Consider the following 26,949-nt stretch of genomic DNA (forward strand, 5'->3'; position numbering starts at 1 on the left):
GCTGTAGCGTCACAAACGGCACTTTTTTCCCATGCCGTTCAAAGGAAGGGAGGTTGTTAGCCATGGCCCAAATGAAGGTCCTTGTTGCTGATGACGATCCAAATGTACGCGAGATCATTCGCCTATATTTTGAAAAACAACAGATTGAGCTAGTCGTCGCCAAGGATGGGCGCGAAGCTCTTGCGCTTGTAGAGACCGAGCAGCCGGATGTGCTGATTCTGGATGTGATGATGCCGCAAATGGACGGCTTTGAAGCTTGTCGGGAAATTCGCAAAAAATGGGATACCCCGATTATTATGCTAACGGCAAAAGACGAGGAATTTGACCGCGTACTCGGCCTGGAGCTGGGAGCGGATGATTATGTAACCAAGCCGTTCAGCCCGCGCGAGCTGGTGGCGCGCATCCGGGCGATCATGCGCCGCCTGCAGCCGAAGCCAAAGGTGGAAGAAGATGCGCCACGCATTTTCAGCTTCGATCAGCTCACGATCGACCTGGACAAGCGCGAGGTGATCGTCGCGGGAGAAAAGGTCAGCTTTCGCCCGAAGGAATTTGATCTGCTCGTGCAACTGGTGAAATCGCCGGGCAGCGTCTGGTCGCGCGAGCAATTGCTGGAGCAGGTGTGGGGATTCGACTACTTCGGGGATGTCCGCACGATTGATGTCCATATCAAAAAGATCAGACAACGCCTGGACAAGCTTCCTTACGAGTGCATCCACACGGTTTGGGGGATCGGCTACAAGTTTGGGGTGGAAGCCTGATGCTCGGTACTTCCAAAAGCATTTTCCGCCGCCTGCTGTTCAGCTTTTTGGCGACTGTTCTGGTCGGCCTGGGCATTTCCGGCATCCTGCTGTCTTTTTTCGCACGGGAGTATATTTACAACTCCAAGGAAGAAGAGCTTTTGCGGATGGCGAAAAAAGTGAACGCGGCCATTCACGACAGCAATAAAGTGAACAAAGCGCTTCTGGACAAGCTGGCAATGCTCGATGAGTCATTCGACACGCGAATCTGGCTGTTCAATAAGGAAGGAAAAATCGTTGCGACCTCCATGAAGGACGAGGTGTTCACCGGAAAGTCGGTGGCCGTTTCGATAGCCGACAACGTGCTGGAAGGCAAAAATGCCGTTTCCGAGCTGAAAATCGAAGGGCTGGAAGACCCGATGCTCTCGGTTTCCGTTCCATGGGGCGAGGGTGAAAAGGTGTACGGCGGAATCATCCTGCACGCCCCCATCGAAGGGATTGAAAAAACATTTGGACAAATGCGCGAGACGATTTTGTGGGCGACGCTGTTTGGCGTTGTGCTATCTACAGCAATGGTTTCCTACCTGTCCTGGTCGATCTCGCGGCCGCTGCGCACAATCGAGCGGACGGCGGCGGAGATCGGCAGGGGCAATTACGCCGAGCGTGTCCAGGTAGACACGCAAGATGAAATCGCCGATTTGGCGCAGACGATCAACACGATGGCAGAAAAGCTGGAAAAGGTCGAGCAGGAACGGCATCATCTGGAGCAGGTGCGCAACGATTTTCTCGCCAATGTGTCCCACGAGCTGCGCACGCCGCTCACCGCAATCCAAGGCTTTCTGGAGGCGCTGCAGGACGGGTTGGTAGAGGATGAGGAGGCCCGGCAAAAATACTACGCCGTCATGTATTCAGAAACGATGCAGGTCAATCGGTTGGTCGATGACCTGATGGATTTGATGAAGCTGGAAAACAAAGAGGTCAATCTCGCGAAGTTTCCTGTCGATGTCGCAGAGGTCATGAATCGGGTCGCTTTTTCCTTCCGCCCGGAGGCCGAGGAAAAAGGACTTCAGCTCACAGTGGAGGTCGAGGAGGAGCTGCCGCGCATTTATGCGGACAAGGACAGGGTGGCGCAAATTTTGAAAAACCTGGTGAAAAATGCGCTCAAGTTCACGACAGCAGGCGAAATCCGGATGACAGCCAAGCTGCAAGACCCATGGGTGTGCATCCAGGTGCAGGATACGGGCATGGGCATTGGCGCAGACGATCTGAACCGGATTTGGGAGCGGTTTTTCAAGGTGGATCGCGGCCGCTCGAAAAACAACAAAGGCACAGGTCTTGGCCTGGCCATCGTCAAAGAGCTGGTCGAGTTGCACGATGGCGAGTGCAGCGTGGAAAGCGTGCCGGGACAGGGAAGCACGTTTACCATTTTGCTGCCAAAAATGACGGTGCCACAAGCCAAGCAAACACCATGATGCGTGGCTCGTCCCGTGTCATGGTCATACTTTTTTCATATTTGGATCATGAATTTTTCCGATTCTCCTTACAGAATGGTTATCTTTCCCCGGTACGATGTACTTGTGACGGCGAGAAGGTCACGAAAGCCAAGGATGAAAGGAGAATGAACGTGAATAAAAAATGGTTTTCCATTGCAGCTGTCGCATTGCTCCTGTCTGGAAGCCTGGTAGCCTGCTCCAGCACAACAGGGACGCCTGAACCTGCGACGCAGCAAGAGGGCACAAGCCAAACAACCCCGGCTTCTTCTGATGGACAATCAGCGGACAGCTCGGATTCGCAAAACCAATCGACACCTGACGCATCGGCAAACAGCTCCGATACGACCACAGGTGGTTCGGATAGCACATCTTCTGATACTCCGGCAAGCGCAGATGCACCAGCCAGTGACAGCAGCGCGGACAGCAAGTCTGACGCAAGCTCGGCTGGCACAACTGGCACCGGAACGGAAAGCAGCGAATCTGCCGATCAGTCCACTGCGACTGACGCGAGCAAGCAGTAACGATTCGCTAACCGGAAACACGTTTGTTAAGGTTTGTTGAAACTCCTCTACTTCCCTCCCGTTTTATATATATTTGGCGGCTTTAGGCCGTCTTTTTTTTGTGTGATCGGGGCTTTCTGTGTGAAAAGTGTCGGAATTGGAATTATTTCCAAATCGGTGGTAATGTGAATAGTTTTCAGCCAGGGATAGGGATGCGTAGTGTTGTATAGGCCTATGTTCACTTTCTGGCTTCGCATAGAGCAAGTGCTTACGAGATAGCGCGCCTGACAAGTAATACCTAATACGTGACGCAGACTTTTTGTCCGTAGCAGCGGTCGCTAGTGGCATAGAAAGGGGCTGTCTCAAAAGTCGCTATTTCGACTTCGAGACGCCCCTTTTGTCTGTCAGAAACGTTGATATGGCCATGTTTCTGATTGGGAAACTACCCTTTTTGGACAGTCCCTTTCAATTTAAACGAAATACGGTTTTAGAAATGTTCGTTCGCGCTGTGCACGGACAAGAGAATTGAAGGGCTCCGCGTAAAAAGGGGGTGAAGTCATGTTTACTCAGGTTGGTAACGATCTCACCGCTTGAAAAGTCAATTGCTTTCCGACGTTTCACGCTTGTTCAAGTTCGACAGAGCTACGCCGAGAAAAATAAAGGCGGCTCCGACGAAAAAACTGATGCCAAGGTGCTCGTGCAGCAGGAGCCAGCCGAGAAAAGCGCCGACGATTGGCTGGACAAAGAAGAAGCCTGCTCCGCTGCCTGCCTGCATCAGCTCGAAGCCTTTGTTCCACAGGTAAAACGCCCCGGCTGTCGAGATGAGCCCGATGTACAGCACTCCTGCCCAAATCTCCCAGCCAAACTGCCAGGAGACAGGTGTGACCGACAGCTCCCAGACCATCACGGGACTGGTGAAGATAAGACCGAACAAGGCGACATACGTTGTGACGAGCAAGGAAGAATAGCGCTGCGTCGCTTTTTTGCTGAGGACAGTGTAAAGTCCCCAGCTTACTGCTGCTACGAGCAGGATCAGATTGCCTGTCAGCGACGACTCCGCGTCCGCCTGATCCGGTACGCCGATGACGATGATGACGCCCACAGTTGCCAGCAAGATGCCGGCTGCCTGCTTGAAGTGGATTTTTTCTTTCAGCAGCCAGACCGCGAAAATGGCGATAAAAGCTGGAGAAGCTGAAGTAATGAGTGCCCCCATATGCGCAGTCGAGAGCTTCGTGCCGAGAAATTGGGCGGCAATCGAGATGGTGACTCCGACAAAAGCAATGCTCATCAGCAGCGGATAATCTTTTTTCAGGACGGTTTCCCGGCGCGCGAGAACAAAAGCCCCTAAAACGATCAGCGCGATGCCGAAACGCAGGATCAAAAGCGTAAACGGCGGAATGACATCGAGCACAACCTTGCTCACGACGTAGACGCCACCCCAGATTGCAGCAGCCAGCGTCAGGCAGATGGCCCCAAATAACGATTGCTTCCATTGTGATTGCGACATGATAAGTCCCTCCCGGAATTGATCTGAATCGTACAGGCTGGTTTGTTAGCCGGGAGGCCGTTAAAAACGCTTCCTCACCGACTAGGCGAGGACAGGTACATCGCATTCGAACAGGTGACGATTCATTGCGTTTCACCTCGCTTGTTCTTTTCTTTTTATTATAGGAGAAACAGAGAGAAAGACCAGCAGAATCGTTCGGAATATTTTGAATGAATATTCACTCAGTAGCTGAGATTCGCTATACTGGAGAAAAACAATCCCAAGGAGTGAGAAAGATGGCCCATCGCTTTGCGTTTACCGTGCAATCTACGGATCTTGATGTTATCGGTCATGTGAACAATGCCAAATATTTGGAGTACATGGAGTGGGCGAGGTTTGACTGGATCTGGCAGCTTGGATTTACGCTCGATGAGTTGAAGCGGCGGGCCGTATTGCCTGTTGTGGTCAATATCAACATTCATTACCGGAAAGAGCTGCGCATGCGCGAAGAGGTATACGCGCTTACGACTGTGCTGCGGGTTGGAGAAAAAAGCTTCGCGATTCGCCATGAGCTATACAACAAGGACGACGTGCTCGTCGCTGACGCCGACGTCACGATGGTCATGATCGATGCGAACACAAGACGCTCTGTCGCATTGCCGGAAGAACTGAGAGCCGCACTGGAAAAAGAACTGGCATCCTCATCACTTCCCGATGCCATGAAATGAGGCAAGCAGGCCTTTTGCCTTGCGGGCACGGTTACTTGCGCAAATGGTCGAGACGAAACGCATTCCACTCCAGTGCTCGCAGGGCCAGTGTCTCCAGTACGCGTTCGTGGCGGTCCTGTCCGTCCTTGACTTCTGCCATGTCTTGTTTAAGCTGGGCGACGTCTTGCTTCAGTTCAGCAACTTCCTGCTTCAATACCGCAACGTCTTGCTTTAGCACGGCAACTTCCTGCTTCAATACCGCAACGTCTTGCTTCAGTTCGGCGACATCCTGCTTCAATACCGCAACATCGCGCTTCAGTTCGGCAACTTCACCTTTAAGCTGATGAACCTCCAGCGTTAAAGCTTCCAGCTTGGCGTCCGTTTCGTCCTGCCTGTCCAAAATGGCTCTGGTAACCAGACGAAGCTCGTTCATTCCTTCCAGCAGCTGGTCAAGTTTCGCTTCTGACATAAAAGCCAGCCTCCTTTTTCGCAAAATGTGCCAAATTCGTGATGGTGGCACCTATAATCCGTTACAATGATCTTAGCAAAAGACAGAGACTTATGCAGATATTTTTTCAGAGGAAAAATGGCGGAAAAAAGGGAAGAGGAAGTGACCATATTGTCTTTGTTCAGCACGATTTTGTTTGATCTCGACGATACGCTGTTTGACTTTTCCGCTTGCTGGGAAAAAGGGATGCAGCAGACGATTGCCACCCATGCTCTCACGTCTGGCCTGGATGGCGCAGAGTTGCTCGCGGCGTTGCGTCGCCACGGTGATGACCTGTGGGGAGATGTCATAGCGAAAAAGTACGATTTTACGCAGTATCGCCAGTTGCGCTTGCAGCGGGCCATGGCCGACTTCAACCGCACGATCGCAGCAGAAGAGGCTGACGATTTTCAGCGCGTTTACCAGGCAGCCTGCCTCGATGCCGTCCAGCCTGATCCGGCCGTACAGACTGTAATCGCGAAGCTGGCAGAAGAGTATCAGCTTGGCATCGTCACCAACGGCCCTGTAGATATGGCTTTTATCAAGCTGGAACGTTTGGGGCTGTCGGCCTACTTCCCGCAAGAGCGGGTGGTGATTTCCGAACTGCTCGGCTACCATAAGCCTGACCCGCGAATTTATGCGGCGGCGCAAGAGCGCTTTGGCGTTTCCAATAGCGAGGTGCTGTTTGTTGGCGATACGTGGGAAGCTGATGTTGCCGGACCGATTGATGCGGGCTTTTCCGCTGTCTGGCTCAATCCGCGTGGGAAAAAGGCTGCGACTGCCCACAAGCCGCTGGCTGTGATTGAGCGGCTGGAGCAACTGCCAGCGTATTTGTAGCAAGGGGCAGACGATCGCGACAAGTCGAAGCGAAAGCAGCCTGTAGTAACGTATGGCAGCAGCGACGGTGTGTTGCAAGCAGCCGGCGTGCCAACCATCCGCCCGCGAGTCTCCCCAATCGAAGAAACAAGCATAAAAAGGTGCCGCTGCTTTTGCAGACGACACCTTTTTGTGAGTTGCCTAGTGAATGGCGTTTTTCTTGAACTGTCCGCCGCGTACGTCGTGGATGTTGCCGACAGCCAGGAAGGCATTCGGATCGATTTCTTCCACGATCAGTTTCAGCTTGGCCTCTTCCAGACGAGTGATGATGCAAAAAATGACTTTCTTGTCATCACCAGTGTAGCCGCCCTCACCTTTCAGGTAGGTGATACCGCGTCCCAGACGGGCAACGATGGCGTCTCCCAATGCCTTGTGATTATCGCTGATAATCCACACGGACTTGGATTCCTGGAAGCCTTCGATGGTCAGATCGATCATTTTGAAAGCAATGTAATAGGCGATCAGCGAGTACATCGCGCGATCCCAACCGAATACGAATCCGGCACTGCTCAAAATGAATAGGTTGATAAACATGACGATCTCACCAACGGAGAACGGAGTCTTTTTGTTAAACAAGACCGCAATAATTTCCGTACCATCAAGAGAGCCGCCGTACCGCAGAACAAGCCCTACGCCAATCCCCATAATAATGCCGCCGAACACGGCTGCCAGCAGCGGATCGTCCGTCAGGCCAGGTACCTTGTGCAAAAGCGACGTACCTACGGACATGACACTGACACCAAACAGTGTGGAAATGGCAAACGTCTTTCCGATTTGCTTATACCCGATTATGAGAAAAGGCAGATTAAGCAAGAACAGGAAAATGCCAAGAGATAGAGAGGTGAGATGTGAGGCGATGATGGAGATACCTACAATACCCCCGTCGATGATCTTGTTCGGTACAAGGAAAATCTCCAACGCTACTGATACAAGGAAAGCACCGACGAGAATAAAGAAAATTCTCTTGAGCAACTTTCCAATGGGTAATTTTTGATGAGTGGCTTGTGCATTTTGTTGTTCCATCTTTTCTCTCCCCATTGTGAATTTTTACTCTCTTATTATAACACTCATTTTTCATTGGCTACTGCTTAATTGCACATTATGCGAAAATAATAGCAAAATCTGAGATGAATAACGAAATACGGCAAAGGAAGCAAAAACCGATTATTCCCCAAACAGACAGGGACATTCATCCGGAAACGACCTTCTTGTTGCGTTTATCAAAAATTTTATGTACCGCAGAGCGTTTTGAGACGTGTTGCTTGTTTTCATGCCGCATGGCAAAACTTAGACGTCAGCTGGGAAAGGGATGCGATGGCAGTTTCTATGGTGTTGTTTCTATTGGCGGGATTGGCCGAGAGCGGCGGAGGATACCTGGTCTGGCTGAGAGAGGCGCAGCGCTCATCTGTCTGGTTGGCGTGAGCGGGATCTTGTGGGCACCCAGACAAGGATAGGGGCAAAAGCAAAAAGGCTGTCACCAGGAACAGCCTTTTCGTTTTGCGTAAATGCGATACTTCGCCTTACTCTTTGGTAGCCGCTACTTCAGAAGAAGCTTTTTGCTCACCATGCGCATCCAAATATTCGTCAGGGCCGATGATGCCAGCTTCACGGTCTTTTTTCTCCAGCTCCAGCGCTTTTGGCACGGAGAGCCAGTAGGCGAGAGCGATCGCAATCACACCTGCCCCCAGTTTGCCAAGCATCACCGGCAAGATGATGTTAGGCTGGAAGTTCGCGGAGAAGGACAAGTGGTCGCCCAAGAGGAAGGCGGCACATACCGCGAAGGAGATGTTGATAACTTTGTCTTTTGGCGGCATGGAGCGCACGAGGCGGAACATGGCCAAAATGTTGGCGACAGTTGCCAAAAGCCCCGCACTGCCTGTAGGGCTCAGGCCCAGCTTTTTGCCCAGTGCTTCCAGTGGTTTTGCCGCGTATTTGCGCAGCAGGTAAACCATGGGGAACGCACCGCAGAGCATGATACCGATGTAACCGGCTGTTTCCAGCGCGCGGTATTGGTCTGTCGGGTCGGCGATGATCGGATCGAATCCCCACGAGCCAAATACCGTAGAGAAAAGACCAGTAAAGTATTCCACAATCGAGAACACGAGAACGAGCTTGATGCCAGCGTCCATTGTTTTACCGAAGATCATGAAACCGCGAATCATCAGGTCAGGCATGAAGCGCAGACCAGCGGCAATCGCTACGACAAAAATCAGGATAGGAGACAGGTTCAAAAGCACCTGGCCGATTCCGATGGCAAACGCATAGGTAGAGTCACCGTTTGTCGAGATTTCAGCACGAACCTGGGCGTTCGTCAAAGAGAGAATGGCACTGGTGATAAAAGCGCCAATCGGAACAGTCAAAATCCCGGACATGACGCCAAGCGCCATGTATTTATGGTCGCGCTTGTCGAGCATGGCCAGTCCCATGGGAATGGAGAAGACAATCGTGGCCCCAGCCATCAGACCGACAATCATGGCCATTACCCAGCCTTCTGTCGAGCTTTTCAAGATGTTCGCCAACTGGTAGCCACCCATGTCGGAAGCCAAAATGGCCGTTGCCGCGAGGGCAGGATCAGCGCCGATTTTGTGGAAGACCGGCGAGACTGCTTTTTCCACGAACCACGAGATGTAAGGGAGGGAGGCCATGATCCCGGCTGCGGGAACGAAGATGTAACCGGTTGAGTGAATCCCTTCCATGAACTCTTTGCCAAGCCCTTCATCGCTGTTGCGGATTGCGGCGACAGCACCGATGACTGCGCATAGCATAATGATGTAAATGATGACACTTCCAATGTGCTCCATGGACAACCCCACCTTTTTAAAAGATGTAAACAATAAAAGCGCCCAGGATCTCCCTGCAAACCAGGAATTTGTCCTAAGCGCCTTTGCTTATTCATGTATGGACTTGTTGAAACAGGTCGAAAAATGAGAATCGTCTGGAACCGCTTTCAAACGAGATTACAAGATGCCTTTGCTTGTTTTGCTGTGTGAACATTCATGCACGAAAGCGCCATTGCTTTTCGCTGCATTATAACGTGATTATATGGGGGAGCTTGGCCTGTTGTCAACTGCTCTTTTAGGAACAAAGTCCGGATGGATGAACAATGATTGGCAAAAAATGGCTGTGCGGACCAGAGCGAGCGTGTAAAAAAAGCTGCCCTGCGATCAAGCAAGGGCAGCTTGGTGAGTCTATTACAGTTTTACTACGTTCTCAGCTTGTGGTCCGCGGTTGCCTTCTACCACGTTGAACTCAACGCGTTGGCCTTCTTCAAGAGTTTTGAAGCCTTCGCCAACGATTGCGCTGAAGTGAACGAATACATCGTTTCCGCCTTCAACTGCGATGAAGCCATAACCTTTTTCAGCGTTGAACCATTTTACTGTACCTGTTTGCATGGGTGTTACCTCCAACAAAATTAAAATGAATATGCAACTTTTATTTGTGGATAAAATAAAAATTCACACATTGTAAAAGGTTCAAACATAACTGTAAACCCTTTACAATATGTGAACACCTTTAAAAACTTCTTTTGTTTAAACTAATACTATCACAGGCAGGAGCGGAAAGCAATCAATTCCTTTTACATTTGTTCAGCAAAAGAGAAAAAAGGCGGCGAGAAGACGGAAATGGTTTTACGCCGCCCTTTTTAATAAAATGGAGGAACTTGCTTGGAAGATCAGGAGAAAAACTTCACACGTTCTTCGAGCGGCTGGAACTGTTTTTCGCCTGGCTGCGCCGTTGGCTTGCCGAACGGCATTTGGGCGATCAGCTTCCACTCGCTGGGGAGGTTCCATGTTTTTTGAACCTCTTCGTCAATCAGCGGATTGTAGTGCTGCAGCGATGCGCCAAAGCCTTCGATCTCCAGCGCTGTCCACACAACGAATTGCAGCATCCCGGACGATTGCTCGGACCAGATCGGGAAGTTGTCTTTGTAGGCAGCGAATTTTTCCTGCAGAGATTTGATGACGCTTTGATCCTCGAAGAACAGGACCGTACCGTAGCCATTGCCGAACGCATTCATTTTCTCTTCGGTCGAAGCAAAATTTTCGGCTGGCACGATTTTGCGCAGTGTTTCCTTGGTGATGTTCCACAGCTTGTCGTGGTGCTCACCCAGAAGCACAACGACGCGGGCGCTTTGCGAGTTGAAAGCAGATGGTGTATGTTTTACGGCTTCCTCCACAAGCTCGTGAATACGTTCGTCAGAGACTACGGCTTCCTTGCTGATTCCGTAATAGGTTCGTCTGTCTTTTACGGCTGTTAAAAAATCTTTACCCATGATGCATACCTCCAGCAACTTTTTCCTTAACAGGATGCATGTACAAGGAAAAATTTATGCATGGGTATTGACCTGACCAAAGTGTTCGCGCAGATGGCAGCAGGCAGGCGATTTGTTTGACGAACACCCAAACTCTTTACACGGAGGACAAGTAACGATAACGTGGAGGAGGAAACTCTTTTAGGATAGCTGTACGAAAAAGAAGGAGAGGAGGGCAGGCAGGAAATGCTTGATGGACAAAACAAGCAGCGCATTCTGGTCGTGACTTCGGTTGCGGCGGAGCGGGATGCGGTCTTGCAAGGACTGGGCGCGGATGAACGGTTTACGGTTATCGTTGGAGGGGTTGGCCCTGCTTCGGCGGCTGCCAGTACGGCGCGGGCGCTGGCAGAGTCGCGGTATGATCTGGTGATTTGCGCGGGAATTTGCGGTGGCTTTGTCGGACGGGCTGAGGTCGGCTCGATTGCAGTTGCAAGTGAGATCGTGTGCGCAGATTTGGGGGCTGAGACGCCGGATGGCTTTTGCAGCGTGGACGAGCTCGGTTTTGGCTCGGCGCGTGTTCCCGTGCCAGGCGAGCTGGCTAAGCAGGTGGAGCGCGCCATGCAAAGCGCGGGATTGCCTGTTGGCCGCGGGCCGATTCTGACGCTGTCTACGGTGACGGGAACGGCAGAAACGGCGCAGGCTTTGGCCGACAGGATGCCAGAGGCGCTTGCGGAAGCCATGGAAGGATACGGTGTTGCGGTCGCAGCGCAAGCGGCTGGCGTGCCTGTGCTGGAGATCAGAACCGTTTCCAACGCGATCGGTCCGCGCAACAAAGCGGCGTGGCGGATCAAGGACGCTTTGGAGTCGTTGCAAAAAGCAAGCACAGTATTGCGGGAGGTGCTGTAGGATGAAAATGGCGTTTTCACCGTGTCCAAATGATACGTTTGTTTTCCATGCCTGGGTGCACGGGCTGATTCCAGGTGCGCCCGAGTTGGATGTCATGTACGCTGATATTGATATTACCAACACGCTGGCGACTCGTGCGGAGGGGCCGGAAGTGATGAAAATTTCGTATGCGGCCCTGCCGTGGGTGCTGGAAAAATACGCGCTGCTTCCTTGCGGCGGAGCTTTGGGCAGAGGCTGCGGGCCGCTCGTGCTGACACAGGGCGATGCAGGAGCAAGCGCCAGCGATCCGGCTAGGCTCTCCGGCAAGCGGGTGGCCGTGCCCAGCGAACGCTCGACAGCTTACCTGCTGTTCCGTTTGTGGGCCGCGCAAAACGTCCCCGGCGGAGTAGGAGAGATCGTCGTGATGCCGTTCCACGAAATCATGCCTGCCGTACGCGACGGCAAAATCGACGCAGGACTGGTCATTCACGAAGCGCGTTTTACTTATCAAAACTACGGGCTGTCTCTCATGACCGATCTCGGCAACTGGTGGGAAGCAGACACCAATTTGCCGATCCCGCTCGGGGCAATCATTGCGAAACGATCAATGGATCTCGAAGCGCTGGCGAACTGGACGCGCGCGTCGGTAGAATACGCCTGGGCCAATCCGGCCGCCTCGCAGGAGTACATCATGAGCCACGCCCAGGAGCTGTCCTTCGAGGTTGCCCAGGCACATATTGCGCTGTACGTCAACGAGTTTACGCGCAATCTCGGCGAGGAAGGCTACGCTGCCATCACCGCCTTGCTGGGGCGTGCAGCCGAGGAAGGGCTTGTCCCACGCTTCGACTTGTCGCTTTTGCGCGGATAACGGGCAACAAGCAGGGCGGTCAAGCGAAGGAACGGACTTTTGCTGCCGTTGCAACTTTTTGCCCACAACAAAACACGTAGGAAGCACAGGGGCCTTTCGTCGCTGTGCTTTTTTGTTGCCACGGCAGCCAACTGGAGAGGTTGAAGCGATCCCGCGGAACGGGCTGTCTCCCGCTCTCGCCTGATGGATTGGCATGGCGCATAGCCAAATGGCGCGGTCGCTACACAGGATGGATAATCCCGCAGGCCAGCCGCTTGCCGCTGTTGCCCGCAGGCTGCGTCCGGTAGTCGTCCGGGCTTTGGTGGATGATGACAGATTTGCCGACGACATCTGCCGCCTGGAACTGGTTGGTGAAAAAGCTCATCCGCGCGTATCCGTCGTTGGAAAACAGGACAGGGAAGTCGCCAGCGTGGTTGCCGTGCGGCTGGTTGGTCGGATTCCAGTGGGAGCCTGCTGCGGTGAACGGATCGTCCGGATTGCCGATGGCGCAGACGCCGTGTTCATGCAGGTGAAGGCCAAAAGGTCCGATCGGCTGCTGATTGCCGGTCGCGGGCTTGTAAGGAGGCAAGCCGATCACTTCCACGTAAACCTCTGTTCCGTAGGGGACATCGGTAAAGACGATGTAGCCGTTCAGATTCGGAGCCAGCGGGCCGCCCTGAATCTGGGCGTAAGCCTGTGTCGGGGTGTGCACGTAGTGGGAAGAAATCATCCGCGCATCGTAAAAATAGGGAAAATATCCGTTCATGTTCACTCCACCTTCGCTTTTCGTGGTCGTTACGATGTTCATCCTATGTAGCGACTGGGCGGATGGTTCATTTTTCTTGCGGCGGCTTATATTGACGTTGATAATTATTATCATCTACAATCAGATGGACTTCTCCCCCTGGGACAAAAGGTGAGGAAACATGAAACGAGTGCTTCTGATTGAAGATGAAAAAAATATGGCGCGGTTCATCGAGCTGGAGCTGCGTCACGAGTCGTTTTTCGTGGCGGTTGCCGATGAGGGAAAAGCAGGGCTGGAACTTGCCTTGAAGGAAGAATGGGACCTCATCCTGCTGGATTTGATGCTGCCGGAAATGGATGGGCTGGAAGTATGCCGCAAAATTCGCGAGCGCAAAAAAACGCCGATCATCATGCTGACAGCAAGAGACAGCGTGGATGATCGCGTCTCAGGTCTGGACAGCGGGGCGGACGACTACATTCCCAAGCCGTTTGCGATTGAGGAATTGCTGGCGCGGATGCGCGTCGTGTTTCGCAGGCAGGAGGAGCAGACAGACGCGCTGCGCTCGAAGCTTGGTTTTCGCGAGCTGACCGTTGATCTGGAGGCGCGGACAGTGACAAAAGCGGGGCAGAGCCTCGAACTGACCAAAAGGGAGTACGATCTGCTCGTGATGTTCATGAAAAATATTAACCGCGTCCTGCCGCGCGACGTGCTGCTCGATACGGTGTGGGGATACGAGTCTGCCGTCGAGACGAACGTCGTGGATGTGTATGTGCGGTATTTGCGCAACAAAATCGATGCGCCCGATGAGCGCAGCTATATTCAGTCCGTTCGCGGGATCGGCTACGCGATGCGAAAATGAAAAGATACGCCCCGTCCAGACTGCCGATCAAATGGAAGCTGACGCTCTGGTCGTCGGTGCTGCTCTTTTTGGTGTTCATCGCCTACAATACCGTGCAATATTTTTTTGTAGAAAAGTGGATGATGCGCCAGGAGGAGCAAGCCGCCGAGCAGACGATGCGCGAGATTCTCAACTTTGCCCTGGAGAGGGAAAGCACCTTCGCAGGAGACGATCTCGACGAAATGCGCAGCTTTTTGCAAAAAATCAATCAGCACAATCAGCGAATCCGCATCCTTGACGAACAAGGCGTGCCGGTTGCCGCCGTGTCGGACGGAATTGGGGACAGCATGGCTGCCGCGATCACAAGCGTACCCCGCGAGCCATGGCAGAGTGCGCACATCAGCGGAAACCTGCTGTTGATGGAGCGGCCGATCACGATTTTTCAGTTTGACGGCACGGTGGAAATCGTGAAAAACATCCAGGAATTCGAGCAGTTGAGCGGAGCGCTGTTCCGGTTCATGGCGGTCGGCTGTCTTGTGGCGGTCATCATTAGCGGACTCGGCGGAAGACTCCTGGCCCGCCAACTGGTCAAGCCGCTGCAGGCGATGAACCAGACGATGAAAAACGTGAAGCAAAAGGGCCTGTCCGAGCGGGTAGAGTTTTACGACAATCACGATGAGCTGGCCACGACGATGAACATGTTCAATGAAATGATGGACAAGCTGGAGCGGTCTTTTCAGCAGCAGCGGCAGTTCGTCGAGGATGCTTCCCACGAATTGCGCACCCCGATTGCAATCGTCGAAGGCCACCTGGGCATGCTGCGCCGCTGGGGCAAGCACGATCCCGCCGTCCTGGAGGAATCGCTGCAAATTTCCATGGAGGAGCTGTCCAGGCTAAAAGCGCTGGTAGAGGAGCTTCTCGTGCTGACGCGGGCAGAGCACCTGGAACTGGATGAAGCAGTCGCGGTATGCGAACCGGAACAGGTCATTTCGCAAACGATCAAAAATGTCAAAGTGCTGCACCCGGCATTCCATATCGAGCGTGATTTGCAGGTGCTCTCAGGAGTGTGTCTGGCCATTTCGGTTGAGCATCTGGAGCAGATTTTGCTGATTCTTTTGGACAACGCGGTCAAGTATTCGCAGGAACGAAAAAAAATCGCGGTAAGGGCAACGGTTATAGAGGAGCGGGTCTGTCTGGAAATCAGCGACGCGGGGATTGGCATCCCGGCAAAAGATTTGCCGTATGTCACAGATCGCCTGTACCGGGTGGACAAAGCGCGCAACAGAAAAAACGGAGCTGCGGACGGCAACGGCCTGGGGCTGTCCATCGCCAAGCGGCTTGTAGAGCGCTACCATGGAGCGTTGACTATCGAGAGCGTCGAGCATGAAGGCACCACGGTCAAAGTCTTTTTGCCGATCCGCTCTGACGCGGAGGGCATCTGACAAATATTTTTTTCATTTTTCTCATCGTTTTCTCATTTTGCTTCGCTAGAATAAGCCTTGTCGATTGGAAATGATATTCATTATCAAAACAATGAGAGGAAAAGGGGAAGATTCAGAATGAGAAAAAAAAGCATGCTCAGTCTCATGCTCTTTACGATGCTGACTGTGCCATTCATGGCGGGCTGCGGAGCTGGCCAGGGAGACAGCAGCGCGAGCCAGCCGCAAGCCGGCACTGCCGCGCCAAAAGCGGAGGAGACAGCCGCTAAGGACAAGGACCAGGTCGTCAACGTATTTACCGCACGGCACTACGAGATCGACAGCAAGCTGTTTGCCGAGTTCACCAAGCAAACAGGGATCAAGGTCAATGAAGTAAAAGGCACAGCCGAGGAACTGGTGGAACGCCTGAAGCGTGAGGGCGAAAGCTCCGAGGCGGATTTGTTCATCACCGTGGATGGCGGCGTGCTGAACTATGCCAAGCAAAACGGCGTTCTGCAGCCAGTTTCCTCCCCAGAGGTGGAAAAAAATGTGCCGAGCCAATGGCGCGATCCTGAAAACCACTGGATCGGCATGGCGACCCGCGCGCGCGTGATTGTCTACGCGAAAGACCGTGTGAAGCCGGAAGAACTGTCCACGTATGAAGATTTGGCGACAGACAAATGGAAGGGCAAAGTGCTCGTCCGTTCTTCCTCCAATTTGTACAACCAGTCTTTGGTCGCGTCCTTTATCGAGCTGAATGGCGAACAGGCTGCACAAGAATGGGCAACGGGACTCGCGAAAAACATGGCGCGCAAGCCGGAGGGCGGAGACCGCGATCAGGCGAAAGCAATCGCTGCCAAAGTCGGGGATGTCGCGATCATGAACACGTACTACGTCGGGCAAATGCTCCATTCCAAAGATGCGGAAGAAGTGAAAGTCGCAGAAAGCATCGGCGTCTTTTTCCCGAACCAAACCACGACAGGTACGCATGTGAACATTAGCGGAATCGGCTTGACCAAGCATGCGAAAAACAAGGACAACGCTGTCAAGCTGATCGAATACATCACCAGCAAGGAAGGGCAAACAATGCTGACACAAGGCAGCTTTGAATTCCCGGTGAATGCGGAGGCAGAAAAGCCTGCCCTGTTGAAAGAGTGGGGCGAGTTCAAAACGCAGCAGCTGGATTTTGCCAAGCTTGGCGAGCACAACAAAAAAGCGGTTGAGCTGATGAACAAAGCAGGGTGGAAATAAAAGATGACGGGAGCTGCGTTGCTAAGAAACCTGAAACGGAAGTTGAACGGGTGGGTAGCGCTGAGCGTGATGGGGGCCTTTTTGGCCCTTCTTCCGTCTCTCTATATTTTGCTCGGCCTGTTTGCGCACACCAATGAAAACTGGCAGCACATTCAGGAGTACATGCTGCTCGATTACGCCCTGCAATCGCTGTGGCTCGTGCTGGGAACGGGAGCCTGTACGATCATCGTAGGCGTTTCGCTCGCCTGGCTGGTGGCTGCCTACGATTTTCCGCTGCGCCGTTTTTTCGCGTTTGCCTTCGTCCTGCCGCTGGCGATTCCGCCGTATATTGCGGCGTACACGTATGGCAACATGCTGAGCTATACCGGAAGCATTCAAACCTTTTTGCGAAACAGTTTAGGCTGGACGTTGGATCAGCGCTATTTTGACATTATGTCCATGAAGGGCGCCATTTTTATTTTCACGCTGTTTCTGTTTCCGTACGTGTACCTGATTACGAAGACGTTTCTGGAGAAGCAGAGTGCGGCGTTTATTGAAAATGCCCGTTTGCTCGGGAAAAACTCGGTTCACATCTTTTTTCGCATTGTCTTGCCGCTCTCGCAGGCTGCCATCGCCGGAGGGGCGAGCCTGGTCGCCTTTGAGGTGCTGAACGACTTTGGCGTGACCAACCATTTTGGCATTCAGTCGTTTACCACGGCCATTTTCAAAACGTGGTTTGGCATGTACGACGTCGATTCGGCGATTCGTCTGGCTGCCTGGCTGATGAGCCTGATTATCGGCATTTTTGTCGTGGAGCGGCTGGTGCGCAAACGCAAAAAATTCAGCTCGCCGACGAACCGGGTTACGCCGCTGCGCAGAAGGAAACTGACGGGTCTGCCCATGTATGCCGCGCTGTGCTTTTGTATGCTGATCGTCTCCTTTTCTTTTTTTATTCCCGTGGTGCAGCTTTCGGTCTGGGCGACATGGACCTATGAGGAAGTGCTGAACGAGCGGTTCGTACAGCTTTTGACCAATACGCTGTCGATTTCCGTTGTGTCCATCACGCTCTTGATGCTGCTTGCGGTCACGGTAGCCAACGTCATTCGCTACTCCCGCACTTCCGTATTCGCCATGGTCATGACGCGGCTGATTTCCATGGGGTACTCCATTCCGGGGGCGGTGCTGTCGATTGGTGTGCTCGCGGTCATGATTTCGCTGGACAAAGAGCTTGGCCCGCTGTACGTCTGGCTGGGCTTTTCGGAAGGCAAGCTGGTGCTTAGCATGTCGCTGTTCATGCTCGTTTTTGCGTATATCATCCGCTTTTTGGCCGTCGGCTACAACGCGGTCGAGGCTGGCTTTGAGAAGACGGGCAACCGTTATGCTGAAGCGGCGCGCATGCTTGGCATGGGGATGACCCGGACTTTTTTCAAGGTAGATTTGCCGCTTATCAAAGGGGCGGTTATCACCGGATTTATTCTCGTGTTTATGGAGATTGTCAAGGAGCTGCCGCTTACTTTGCTGCTTCGTCCCTTCAACTTCGAAACGCTGGCGACGAAGGCGTACCAGTACGCCAGCGATGAACAAATCCAGCAAGCGTCGATTCCGTCGCTGTTTATCATCGCAGTCGGCATCATTTCCGTCTATTTTTATCACTGGGTAGGGGAGAGACAGGCAAAATGAGCTTTTTTCAACTGGAGAACGTCACGTTTGGCTACGGAGCCGGGAGCGGGCCTGTCTTGCGCAATTTTTCGCTGCGCATGGAGCAGGGCGAGATCGTCGGGATACTGGGGAGCAGCGGCTGTGGAAAAAGTACGTTGCTGCGCCTGATCGCAGGACTGGAGGCTCCCGCAGGCGGACGAATCCGCATCGGCGAACGGGTGCTGGTCGATGAGCGGCAGTTCGTCGAGCCTGAACACCGCGGAGTCGGAATGATTTTTCAGGACTACGCGCTGTTTCCGCATTTGACGGTCGAGCAAAATATTTTGTTTGGTCTGCATCGCTTGCCGAAAAAAGAACGGGAAGTGCGGCTGCGGGAAATGCTTGCGCTGGTGCAAATGGAAGGCTTCGGCAAGCGCTACCCGCATGAGCTGAGCGGCGGACAGCAGCAGCGGGTGGCGTTTGCCAGGGCGTTGGCCCCTCGTCCCGCCATTCTGTTGATGGATGAACCGTTCAGCAACCTGGACGCAGATCTGAAACAGAAAATACGCGAGGAATTGAAGACGCTGCTGCGGGCAGCGCACATTACGACGATATTGGTCACTCATGACAGGGAGGACGCGGAGACGATCTGTGACCGCATCATCCGCATGGCTCGCTGACGGGCAAAGTGTCGTTTCCTCCTGAAAAGTTCAGCAACGTTTTCCCGCATCGTGTATAATGTGCTTGCAACGATTGCAGTTTATGGATTGCGCGATTGCGGCTTGACCGCTGAACAAGAGGAGGATACAAACATGAAAGTAGAAGTCTGGTCTGATTTTGCCTGCCCGTTTTGCTATATCGGCAAGCGCCATCTGGAAGGCGCACTGTCGCAATTCCCGCACAGGGATCAGGTAGAGGTCGTCTACCGCAGCTTCCAGCTCGATCCGACCATGGAGCGCGATACCGATATGGACATGCACACCGTGCTTGCTACCAAATACGGCATGCCGCTGGAACAGGCGAAAAGCATGAATGAGCGTGTGACCCAGCAGGCAAAAAGCGTCGGCCTTGACTATTATTTCGACACGATGATTCCGACGAATACGTTTGACGCACACCGTCTGGCTCACTTTGCCGCTGCCCATGGCAAAATGACAGAGATGAAGGAGCGCCTTCTGAAAGCGTACTTCACCGAGTCGCTACATCTGGGAGATCACGAGGTGCTGGCGCAGCTCGCCTCCGAGGTCGGGCTGGATCGCGAGGCGACGCTCGCCATGCTGAAAAGCGGCGAGTACGGCGACAAAGTACAGGAAGACAAGCGCAGAGCTGCGGAAATCGGCATCAAAGGCGTGCCGTTCTTCGTGTTCAACAACAAATACGCGGTTTCCGGCGCCCAGCCGGGGGAAGTGTTTTTCAGTGTGCTGGCAAAAGTGTGGGAAGAAGAAAACGCAGCTGCCCCTCTGACACTTGTCGATCAGGAGGAAAAGGAACAGACAGACGGGGACAACTGCGCGGACGGTTCCTGCAAGCTGTAAACGGCGAGGGTGTGGTTGCATGAAGCTGAATCGAATCGATCAGATTGCCAAGCCGCGCTTTCGGATTGCCGTGCATGTACTGGTCTGGCTGGCGCAAAGCGGCGGCGTGTTGTCCAGCGCCGCCATTGCCGCACAGGTGAAAACGCATGCCACTTTTTTGCGCCGGGTCATGGCCCAGTTGATCCGCGCCGACATCGTCGCGGCGAAGGAAGGACGCGTCGGCGGCTACTACATGACGAGATGCCCGAAAGAGCTGACGCTCGCCGACATTTACCGCGCCCTTCCGGAAGAGCGCGAGGAAGACAGGCAAGAGGAACTGGATTGCGGCGAGGTCGGCGCACAGTTAGATCGCCATCTGGAGGCGTTGATGAATCAGGCTGAGCGGCAACTGATACGGTTTCTCGGGCAATACACACTTGCGGATGTAATGGACAGCATCGGCATCGGGCAGATCGGCCCCAGCGAGGAACTGCTGGAGATCAAGCAGGAAAACCGACTCTTGTAGCAGGAGTCGGTTTTCTTTTTGGATGCAAGCTGTATGCAAGCGGTAGCAGCAACCCGCCGTCTCTTGGCTGGCTATTGCGGGTCATCGGCAGCATGGCTGTCTGTTTTCTTCGTTTGCTTGAGTGGAGCATCAGGCAGCGGATAGCGGACGAGCACATGGCGCTTGAAAGTCGCGTAGTCGCATTCGTAGACGTGTGAATCATGGTTGCTTTCACCCAAAAGCCGCATGCCGAGCCGCTTCGCAAACCGATTGCCGGCCGCAGTCACCGCCTCCATCACGATGGAGTGGATGCGAATGCCGCTTTTCGCCACGCTGTCCAGCACACCGAGATAATGGTGGAGCATCGTGGGCAGGGCAGCGCTTTTCCGGTACGTGTCAGCGACGACTACACAGGACAAAAAATAATAGGCACAATCCGGAGGCTGCTTAAAATCTTCAATATCTGCGGTCGTCATCAGACTGTCGTTGAAGCGGCCTGCTACGATCTGCTCGTAGACATGCCTTTTTACGGGGAGCAAATTCATAAAGGCGACGACGCGGTTATCCGCCTCGATCGCGACGATGCTGTCCGGACGGAAATGGTACCAGTTGTAGCTTTCCTGGCTGGGCGTAATATAGTCGGCGCTATAGTATTGAAGCTCAAGCTGCTCCATCTGTTGAAAATGCTCAAGCTGCAGTTGGGCCAGTTTTTTCACAGGCGGCACTCCTTGAGTTGAAAATCGCTTTGGCCAAGCATTTTGGCATATAGCATTTTATCATACAGCACAAGGCATCATGAAATAATAGAAAATATTCAGGAAACTATGGTAAAGTAGGAGGAATGAAAAGAAAAGCGAGTGATCCGACTTGAGCCAACCATTCACGGATACGACCATCCGCCATTTTCAAAAGGAAGACATGCCGTCGCTTGGCGAACTGTACAAGTCTGTGACGGCAAAGAAAAACGCCACTTTTTGGTGGGTCGGCGACGAAGAGAACTGGGGCAATGTTTACTGCGCATTCGAAGGCGACAGGATGGTTGCCAAGGGACAGGTAAGCGTCGTCAATGTCGTACCACCCGGCAGGCCACCGGAAAACAAGCATGCCATCTACGTCAACCTGAAAACCGTACCGGAGCGGGAGCACGACGAGGAATTGCTGGAAAAGCTGTACCGTCTGCTCTATCAAAAGGCTAGCGAGCTAAAGCAGAATTTGCCGCAGGAGTACGGCACGACTTTGTGCGTGGGCAACGACTCGACGGAAGCGGCCAACAACAGCTTTTTTATCGAAAAAGGCTTCCGTCACCTAAACAGCCTGTTTCGGATGCGTCGCGAGCTCGATCAGCCCGTTGGCGAGAGGGCTTTGGATGAAGCCTTTCAGTTTTCGCCGTGGCAGATGGAGACGCTTGAAGAGGAACGGCAATATTTGCAGGTGGAAGCGGAGATTTGGCCGGATACGCCGCTCGGGGCAGAAAGGCTGGCCGAATACAAAAAGCAGCCACTCTGGACATCGCTCGTCATCCGGGACAAGAGTACGCTCGCAGCCGGGTTAATGGCGTGGCAGGAAGAGGATCATGGGGTAATCGAGGATGTGTTCGTACGCGAACCGTGGAGACAGCGCGGCTTCGCAAAGTTTTTGCTGACGCAGGGACTTCAATACTTGCACGCACATGGACTGCCGTACACCTGCCTGACAGTGCTGACGACCAATCAGTCGGCTTTGTCCCTTTACAAATCGGTCGGCTTTTATGTGGAGAGTGAAGAGGTCAGGTATTTTACGGAGCTGCCCTAAAAGAAAAAGAGGGGGTGGCCGTCCCCCTCACGTTTTTGCCCAAAGGCATCATCTGTCTTGCAATATGCCCAAATACGCTTTCCACGGCCCGACATCTGTTTTGTATCGTTTGGCCATGACTCGCACGATTTGCGCGATGTGCGTCAAGTCGTGGACGACCCAGGTGGAAATCAGCTCCCGCGCTTTTACCGAGCCGAATGCCGGATGCAGGCCAGTCAGCTCCAGATGCAGCGCCGGGTCGATCAACTCCTTCAGCCTGGCGATATTTTGCTGGCGAATCGCTGTAAACTCTTGCAGCTTCTCCGCCAGCGACTGTTCCTTGTGTCCATTCAGGTGCGCAAAGCGGTCAAAAGGAGGGAACGGCTTGCTTTCGCCTTCCTGCAAAATTATTTCCAGCCGCGGTATCCAGTTTGTTCGCTCCGCCTCGATCAGATGCTCCACAACCTCCACTGCGTTCCACGTATCCTCGCCCTCGTTACAGGTGAGCCACCCTGTTGCAAGACCGGATAAAAAATGTTGCAGGAGCAATGGTGTGCGCTCCAAAACCTCTACAGCCTCATGCATGGCGAAATTCATTGTGACCGCCCCCTCGTTCCATTCAGATGATTGACTACTTGCCAAAACGTTGGCGATACCCGCACCTTTTGCACAATTCCTCGACAGCCTCTCTGCGCGAAAATCCGTCGACGATCGCGTTAGCCCGTTCGCCTTCCACAATGTCCGTAAACGACGTTTGCTGGATATTGCCCAGGTTGATAACACCTTCCCCGTCCAGACAGCACGGAACGACTGTCCCGTCAACCAGGATCGCAGCCTGGCTGCGCAGTGCGTGACAAAAGCCGCGGCCATCGTCGCGTGGCGCTGTCATGCTCGGCCACTGAAACTCATGGTCCTGGTTCAAGTAGACGCGCTCGGCGATCTTCACGCCGCTGCCAGGTACGACCTTTTCCTCGATCTGGTAATCGAGAGCGAATTCCTTCTCGATAATCGCAAGTGTTTGGCGGTTTCGTTTTTGTTGAATGTTCGTAATGTTATCCTGCGTCAAATTCCACAAACGGAAGGAAAAGATGACCTTGTGCTCCTGGGCGTCGCGGACAAAGGAAAGAATGTCCCGCAGATAGCCTTCACGGTCGGTTGAACCGAGATGGCCGTCAAAGCTGTGCAGGGAAAAGTTCATCTGCCGCAGCGCTGGCTTCCCCAGCAATTTATGTCGATTTTTCGCGATCAATGTACCGTTTGTCGTAATATTGACCTTGAACCCTTTTTCATGGCTGACGTCGAGCAGCTCGTCGATTTTCGGATGGAGCAGCGGCTCACCTTTTACGTGCAAATAAATATGCCGGGTGTGCGGCCTGATCTCATCCAGCCGCTTCGCGAAGCTCTCCACCGAGATAAACGTAGCCTTGCGCTCTGTCGGCGGGCAAAATGTACAGGCGAGATTGCAGATGCTCGTAATCTCTATATAAACTTTTTTAAACGTTTTCAAAATTTTGTCCCCATTCCTGATGTCCTTTTGAAGTGCGAATATACCTCACATAGTACCATAGGAGGCGGGGGAAGGGTAATGGTGTATGAAGTGGGACGGCAGTTGCATGACCGTTGTCTTATACAAAATTTACATATTTTGAGATAAAATGTTAGTAATAGAATTTTCTGAAAAAATATGGTACAATATTCCTTACACACAACAGTATAGGCTCCCAAGGGGCGGCGGCTCACTTTCTATCCCGAACAGTGAGGAGGGAGAACATGGAGGTATATCAAGCGCTGACGTTGATGATTTCATTCGCAACGTTGATCGTGTTGATTTTGTCCTTCGACAAAAAGAAGAAGTAACCGCCCCTTGAGCTACCAACTCTGGCGGTTACTCCTAAGTGTAGCGAATGGAGCCGCTCCCTTTTCAGGGTTCAAGCTATTGCATAGACCGTTCCGGTTGCCGCCGGGACGGTCTTCTTTGTAGTATATGCATCTACTGTTAAATTTAGGATAGTGCAGTTTGCGATATTTGTCAATTTTTGAATGGTAAACCAAAAGAGGGGAGGGAGCTTGGGGATTTGACTTGGCAGATTGGACGAGATTATTGGGGAGTCATGTTTCACAGGCATCCGCCGGAAGAGTTCAGAGATAGCTGGTTATTTATTTTCTAATATACTTTTCTATAAAGAAAAAACGGAATCGCGTACAGGATTCCGACTGATTGGTCAAAATATTTAGGGCTGGATTTGCTTCTTTAGGATGTTTATCTGTTGTGATTCTTTCGGATTTTCTATGTAGTAGATTGACTGATCACCTGCGTTGTAGATCCAGAGGTCCCCTTGGGGAGTAGTTTTGACGTGGACTAATCCGCTCCCGATTTCATCCCTGAAAAAGATCCTGTAGTCCTTTAGAGAATCACTTGTTTGGGCTGTAGGAATTATTGCCCAAGTGAAAGAACCGGCAACAAAAGCCGATACGATCAACAAAACTTTTTGCAGCTTGGTCATAGATACCCTCCTTTGTATGAAAGCAAATCATTCCTTCCAAACAGATGCAAATGAATTCATGCAAAAAGCTTTCCATCCGCTTAACACACCAGAGAGGAACATCGGCTTTAATTTGTCATCAGCTTTTTTACTAACTTTATGAATAGTGATGCTTGTAGCGTCTCCAGCTTGCTGTACGATTTGTTCGATTTCCTCTTGGGCGACCATGCCTTGGGCTTCTTCGGTGATGTTTACAACGACCTCTTGATTTTCGGCGTCAAGGAGTTTCAGTGACTCTTTACTATTTTCTTTTGCAAACGAAACGGATGGCACTGCAGCCAGTAGACTTAATGCGCATAAAACGGCAATTGACCTTTTATTAAACATGTTTCCATCACCCCTAATATTTGGTACATAACAAATATTAGCGTTAAAGGATATATTTTCAAATATACTGCGGGATTTATTTTATATTCAGTAAAAAAATAATATTTTGCATATAATCTTTTGCGCATGTAACTAATGTTTGCACCTGCAGTAAAGTTGTGTAAAATTTTTTTACTCCCCGATTATGTAGGGATTAAGACCAATTTTTCTCTTATTACAAGCCCAATATTATTACCCGCTCAAACAAACGTAAAAAGGCTAAATCCGGTATATTTCTAGGATATAGCCTTTTGTACATTTGTGAGTGAATGTTGCCAGGGGGAAGAAGTTAGGATGAACGCAAAGAGAGTAAACTCGTAAAGCTTGATATATGCGTCTTCTCACCATAGACTAATCATGCAATCCTTTTCCTTCAAGAATGTGCTGCGTATATTTTGCAATCCTTGACTCCCGGGTTTTGGCTTGCTTGGGTTGAGAAAAATAAAGGATGTATGCCCGTTGCCGTCCCGGCGTCAGCGCTTCAAAAGCCGTTTTCAAGGCAGGGATTTCCGCGAATTTGGTTTGGAGCTCTTCCGGAATGATGTCTTCCGTATTCTTTTTAAATTCTACTTGCATGCCAGCTTTTTCAACTTCAATCGCGGCCTGAATGTATTCTTTCAGGATGGGTTCCATTTCCACGATTTCATTCACATGGGTAAAACGAATCTGGCGTGCCGCCTGTACGTTCTCCGTCTGTTGGATGAGAATCCCGTGAGGATCTTGCAGCAAAGCCCCTTTGTGAAACAGAAGCGCACAATATTCTTTAAATCCGTGGATCAACACGACGTTTTTATTGTCAAGCGTGTAACAAGGATGCATCCACTTGAAATCTTCGGTCAGTCCACAGTCCAGAGCAATGTCTCTTAGCTTTTCAAATTCTGCTTTCCATTTTTTTGCCTTGCTCAAAAATTCATCGACCTTGGGGTTCTTTTCGCTTTTTGTCATCAAGGACACTCCTCACTAATTGTTCATCGGGTAACAGTCGGGAATAGCTGTTCTCCCGTTCTTTCTGAAATCATCTGGCTTTACTTGTGTTCAGCAGTAAGCTATCCTTGGAAGACTACATTTGTAATCCTTGACAGAAAACAGTATGCACAGACAAGACGTGCTTGTACTTTTTATTCGACGTCGCGTTTTCGGATTCCTTGAGTTTGAGGGTGCCAAAAGATGCGAGGTTATTTTTCTTGCTTTCAATAATTGGTTGAAGTGGGGTGTTCATTTTGAGAAGAACTGAGATTGCTCCCTGGACGGAAAAATGGCTTGATTTATACCGCAAAGAAAAAGTTTTGTTACAATCCATATTTTCGGACGAGTTACTTGAAATCCATCATATTGGAAGCACTTCCGTTCCTCAGATTGGATTTGCAAAGCCCATTATTGATATGCTCATTGTCGTCAAGGATATTCTCAAGGTAGACGAGTATAACGAACAAATGATTCTTAAAGGCTATAAACCACGAGGGGAACAAGGAATTGCTGGTCGGCGATATTTTTCAAAAGGTGGCGACCAAAGAACTCATCACGTACATATTTACGAGGTCGGAAATATCAACATCGAGTATCATCTGAACTTCAAAGAATACCTGATGAATCATCCTGATGAAGCGAAAGCATACGGGGAATTGAAATTACACTTGGCCAAACAATCACCGGACAATGTTCATGTTTATCAAGATGGAAAAGAAGCTTTTTGCACCGAAATGGTAAGGAAGGCAATGGAATGGGCGTCTGGAAGAAGGGACAAGAAAGAGGGAGCCCGAGGAAATGGTTAGCGAAGGATTGACGTAAGCACTTGGGAAAGCAACTGGCTTGAACTGAACGTATATTTTGCTTTGGAGACCAGTTAAAAGGCGAACTGTCCGCATTACCCAGCAATTGGAGCGACTTTACATGGAACTGTGCGGGCATTATTTTTTGCAATGGGGTGATGCCAGTAGACCATGCATCGCATGGCAAACGAGTCTATCATGCCCGCCCCTCCTCCATGTAAAGCTGTCCACTTAAATCATCAGCCTTGTAAAAAAACATTTACTCAAAAAATTTACTCTATGAAAATCTATTTACTCAGAAGTTAAAGATAAATCCTCACTACCTTTTATTTTGTTAATAGGA

General features: G+C 51.6%; 31 protein-coding genes. 18 read left to right on the forward strand and 13 right to left on the reverse strand.

Annotated elements, in window-relative coordinates; translation table 11 throughout:
• Positions 1–62 precede the first annotated feature (62 nt).
• From AAFJ72_RS04135 to AAFJ72_RS04145, 3 genes are all read left to right on the forward strand, one after another.
• The gene (locus AAFJ72_RS04135; protein WP_122903308.1) at positions 63–758 is read left to right on the forward strand and encodes a response regulator transcription factor; all 696 of its coding nucleotides are present in this window, start codon (positions 63–65) and stop codon (positions 756–758) included.
• A complete protein-coding gene (locus AAFJ72_RS04140) occupies positions 758–2,209 on the forward strand; it encodes an ATP-binding protein (RefSeq protein ID WP_432776169.1) in 1,452 nt (483 codons plus the stop codon). The genes AAFJ72_RS04135 and AAFJ72_RS04140 overlap by 1 nt, the downstream gene beginning before the upstream one ends.
• Before the next feature lie 146 nt (positions 2,210–2,355).
• Complete coding sequence (locus AAFJ72_RS04145) at positions 2,356–2,751, forward strand: hypothetical protein (RefSeq protein WP_432776170.1); 396 nt, start codon at positions 2,356–2,358, stop codon at positions 2,749–2,751.
• A gap of 577 nt (positions 2,752–3,328) precedes the next feature.
• Here the strand turns inward: AAFJ72_RS04145 and AAFJ72_RS04150 are convergent.
• A complete protein-coding gene (locus AAFJ72_RS04150) occupies positions 3,329–4,237 on the reverse strand; it encodes a DMT family transporter (RefSeq protein ID WP_432776171.1) in 909 nt (302 codons plus the stop codon).
• A gap of 275 nt (positions 4,238–4,512) precedes the next feature.
• Here AAFJ72_RS04150 and AAFJ72_RS04155 point away from each other — a divergent pair, with 275 nt between their 5' ends.
• Positions 4,513–4,944: an acyl-CoA thioesterase gene (locus AAFJ72_RS04155; protein WP_432776172.1), complete on the forward strand. Its 432-nt coding sequence runs from the start codon at positions 4,513–4,515 to the stop codon at positions 4,942–4,944.
• 31 nt (positions 4,945–4,975) lie between these two features.
• Here the strand turns inward: AAFJ72_RS04155 and AAFJ72_RS04160 are convergent, their stop codons facing one another.
• Entirely contained in the window at positions 4,976–5,392 is a 417-nt protein-coding gene (locus tag AAFJ72_RS04160; RefSeq protein WP_432776173.1) for a hypothetical protein, read from the reverse strand.
• 141 nt (positions 5,393–5,533) lie between these two features.
• Between AAFJ72_RS04160 and AAFJ72_RS04165 the strand changes: the two genes are divergently transcribed.
• The gene (locus AAFJ72_RS04165; protein ID WP_432777144.1) at positions 5,534–6,247 is read left to right on the forward strand and encodes an HAD family hydrolase; all 714 of its coding nucleotides are present in this window, start codon (positions 5,534–5,536) and stop codon (positions 6,245–6,247) included.
• Between the two features lie 180 nt (positions 6,248–6,427).
• Here the strand turns inward: AAFJ72_RS04165 and AAFJ72_RS04170 are convergent, their stop codons facing one another.
• On the reverse strand, positions 6,428–7,309 hold the full coding sequence (locus AAFJ72_RS04170; protein ID WP_432776174.1) for a YitT family protein: 882 nt from the start codon (positions 7,307–7,309) through the stop codon (positions 6,428–6,430).
• A gap of 291 nt (positions 7,310–7,600) precedes the next feature.
• Here AAFJ72_RS04170 and AAFJ72_RS04175 point away from each other — a divergent pair, with 291 nt between their 5' ends.
• Positions 7,601–7,708, forward strand: a complete 108-nt coding sequence (locus tag AAFJ72_RS04175; RefSeq protein WP_432776175.1) for a hypothetical protein — start codon at positions 7,601–7,603, stop codon at positions 7,706–7,708.
• 98 nt (positions 7,709–7,806) lie between these two features.
• Here the strand turns inward: AAFJ72_RS04175 and eutH are convergent, their stop codons facing one another.
• From eutH to AAFJ72_RS04190, 3 genes are all read right to left on the reverse strand, one after another.
• Positions 7,807–9,087 (reverse strand): ethanolamine utilization protein EutH, encoded by a 1,281-nt coding sequence (gene eutH, locus AAFJ72_RS04180; RefSeq protein WP_122905158.1) that lies wholly within the window; start codon positions 9,085–9,087, stop codon positions 7,807–7,809.
• Between the two features lie 390 nt (positions 9,088–9,477).
• Positions 9,478–9,678: a cold-shock protein gene (locus tag AAFJ72_RS04185; RefSeq protein ID WP_122905157.1), complete on the reverse strand. Its 201-nt coding sequence runs from the start codon at positions 9,676–9,678 to the stop codon at positions 9,478–9,480.
• A 281-nt stretch (positions 9,679–9,959) separates the two neighbouring features.
• Entirely contained in the window at positions 9,960–10,559 is a 600-nt protein-coding gene (locus AAFJ72_RS04190) for a nitroreductase family protein (RefSeq protein WP_432776176.1), read from the reverse strand.
• A 225-nt stretch (positions 10,560–10,784) separates the two neighbouring features.
• Here AAFJ72_RS04190 and AAFJ72_RS04195 point away from each other — a divergent pair, with 225 nt between their 5' ends.
• Positions 10,785–11,444, forward strand: a complete 660-nt coding sequence (locus AAFJ72_RS04195; protein ID WP_432776177.1) for a futalosine hydrolase — start codon at positions 10,785–10,787, stop codon at positions 11,442–11,444.
• A 1-nt stretch (position 11,445) separates the two neighbouring features.
• The gene (locus tag AAFJ72_RS04200) at positions 11,446–12,291 is read left to right on the forward strand and encodes a 1,4-dihydroxy-6-naphthoate synthase (RefSeq protein ID WP_432776178.1); all 846 of its coding nucleotides are present in this window, start codon (positions 11,446–11,448) and stop codon (positions 12,289–12,291) included.
• A 220-nt stretch (positions 12,292–12,511) separates the two neighbouring features.
• Here the strand turns inward: AAFJ72_RS04200 and AAFJ72_RS04205 are convergent, their stop codons facing one another.
• Positions 12,512–13,036, reverse strand: a complete 525-nt coding sequence (locus AAFJ72_RS04205; protein WP_432776179.1) for a superoxide dismutase family protein — start codon at positions 13,034–13,036, stop codon at positions 12,512–12,514.
• A 160-nt stretch (positions 13,037–13,196) separates the two neighbouring features.
• Here AAFJ72_RS04205 and AAFJ72_RS04210 point away from each other — a divergent pair, with 160 nt between their 5' ends.
• The 7 genes from AAFJ72_RS04210 to AAFJ72_RS04240 all read left to right on the forward strand — a co-directional run bounded on the left by AAFJ72_RS04210 (position 13,197) and on the right by AAFJ72_RS04240 (position 20,179).
• The gene (locus AAFJ72_RS04210; RefSeq protein WP_432776180.1) at positions 13,197–13,874 is read left to right on the forward strand and encodes a response regulator transcription factor; all 678 of its coding nucleotides are present in this window, start codon (positions 13,197–13,199) and stop codon (positions 13,872–13,874) included.
• Entirely contained in the window at positions 13,871–15,295 is a 1,425-nt protein-coding gene (locus AAFJ72_RS04215) for an ATP-binding protein (protein ID WP_432776181.1), read from the forward strand. The genes AAFJ72_RS04210 and AAFJ72_RS04215 overlap by 4 nt, the downstream gene beginning before the upstream one ends.
• A 117-nt stretch (positions 15,296–15,412) precedes the next feature.
• Complete coding sequence (locus AAFJ72_RS04220; RefSeq protein WP_432776182.1) at positions 15,413–16,522, forward strand: Fe(3+) ABC transporter substrate-binding protein; 1,110 nt, start codon at positions 15,413–15,415, stop codon at positions 16,520–16,522.
• Between the two features lie 3 nt (positions 16,523–16,525).
• The gene (locus AAFJ72_RS04225) at positions 16,526–18,181 is read left to right on the forward strand and encodes an ABC transporter permease (RefSeq protein ID WP_432776183.1); all 1,656 of its coding nucleotides are present in this window, start codon (positions 16,526–16,528) and stop codon (positions 18,179–18,181) included.
• Entirely contained in the window at positions 18,178–18,819 is a 642-nt protein-coding gene (locus AAFJ72_RS04230) for an ABC transporter ATP-binding protein (protein ID WP_432776184.1), read from the forward strand. The genes AAFJ72_RS04225 and AAFJ72_RS04230 overlap by 4 nt, the downstream gene beginning before the upstream one ends.
• 132 nt (positions 18,820–18,951) lie before the next feature.
• Positions 18,952–19,674 carry a DsbA family oxidoreductase gene (locus AAFJ72_RS04235; RefSeq protein ID WP_432776185.1) on the forward strand — a complete coding sequence of 241 codons (723 nt, stop codon included), beginning with the start codon at positions 18,952–18,954 and terminating at the stop codon, positions 19,672–19,674.
• A 19-nt stretch (positions 19,675–19,693) separates the two neighbouring features.
• Positions 19,694–20,179, forward strand: coding sequence for an RrF2 family transcriptional regulator (locus tag AAFJ72_RS04240; RefSeq protein WP_432776186.1), 486 nt, complete (start codon positions 19,694–19,696; stop codon positions 20,177–20,179).
• 71 nt (positions 20,180–20,250) lie between these two features.
• On the opposite strand, the gene AAFJ72_RS04245 is transcribed toward AAFJ72_RS04240, so the two are convergent.
• A complete protein-coding gene (locus tag AAFJ72_RS04245) occupies positions 20,251–20,874 on the reverse strand; it encodes a hypothetical protein (RefSeq protein ID WP_432776187.1) in 624 nt (207 codons plus the stop codon).
• A gap of 151 nt (positions 20,875–21,025) precedes the next feature.
• On the opposite strand from AAFJ72_RS04245, the gene AAFJ72_RS04250 reads away from it, so the two are divergent.
• Positions 21,026–21,949: a GNAT family N-acetyltransferase gene (locus AAFJ72_RS04250; protein ID WP_432776188.1), complete on the forward strand. Its 924-nt coding sequence runs from the start codon at positions 21,026–21,028 to the stop codon at positions 21,947–21,949.
• A 48-nt stretch (positions 21,950–21,997) separates the two neighbouring features.
• Here AAFJ72_RS04250 and AAFJ72_RS04255 read toward each other — a convergent pair whose 3' ends face one another.
• Positions 21,998–22,525: a DinB family protein gene (locus tag AAFJ72_RS04255; protein WP_432776189.1), complete on the reverse strand. Its 528-nt coding sequence runs from the start codon at positions 22,523–22,525 to the stop codon at positions 21,998–22,000.
• Between the two features lie 34 nt (positions 22,526–22,559).
• Positions 22,560–23,435, reverse strand: a complete 876-nt coding sequence (locus AAFJ72_RS04260) for a radical SAM/SPASM domain-containing protein (RefSeq protein WP_122905143.1) — start codon at positions 23,433–23,435, stop codon at positions 22,560–22,562.
• 263 nt (positions 23,436–23,698) lie between these two features.
• Between AAFJ72_RS04260 and AAFJ72_RS04265 the strand changes: the two genes are divergently transcribed.
• Complete coding sequence (locus tag AAFJ72_RS04265; RefSeq protein WP_425455805.1) at positions 23,699–23,785, forward strand: putative holin-like toxin; 87 nt, start codon at positions 23,699–23,701, stop codon at positions 23,783–23,785.
• Between the two features lie 374 nt (positions 23,786–24,159).
• On the opposite strand, the gene AAFJ72_RS04270 is transcribed toward AAFJ72_RS04265, so the two are convergent.
• The 3 genes from AAFJ72_RS04270 to AAFJ72_RS04280 form a co-directional block, all read right to left on the reverse strand.
• Positions 24,160–24,432 carry a hypothetical protein gene (locus AAFJ72_RS04270; protein WP_432776190.1) on the reverse strand — a complete coding sequence of 91 codons (273 nt, stop codon included), beginning with the start codon at positions 24,430–24,432 and terminating at the stop codon, positions 24,160–24,162.
• Between the two features lie 27 nt (positions 24,433–24,459).
• Entirely contained in the window at positions 24,460–24,798 is a 339-nt protein-coding gene (locus AAFJ72_RS04275; protein ID WP_432776191.1) for a hypothetical protein, read from the reverse strand.
• 390 nt (positions 24,799–25,188) lie between these two features.
• The gene (locus tag AAFJ72_RS04280; protein WP_432776192.1) at positions 25,189–25,782 is read right to left on the reverse strand and encodes a YdeI/OmpD-associated family protein; all 594 of its coding nucleotides are present in this window, start codon (positions 25,780–25,782) and stop codon (positions 25,189–25,191) included.
• 266 nt (positions 25,783–26,048) lie between these two features.
• On the opposite strand from AAFJ72_RS04280, the gene AAFJ72_RS04285 reads away from it, so the two are divergent.
• The gene (locus tag AAFJ72_RS04285) at positions 26,049–26,609 is read left to right on the forward strand and encodes a GrpB family protein (protein WP_432776193.1); all 561 of its coding nucleotides are present in this window, start codon (positions 26,049–26,051) and stop codon (positions 26,607–26,609) included.
• The last annotated feature ends 340 nt before the right edge of the window (positions 26,610–26,949 follow it).

Source organism: Brevibacillus gelatini (assembly GCF_050920745.1).
In the GTDB taxonomy this organism is placed as follows: Bacteria; Bacillota; Bacilli; order Brevibacillales; family Brevibacillaceae; genus Brevibacillus; species Brevibacillus gelatini.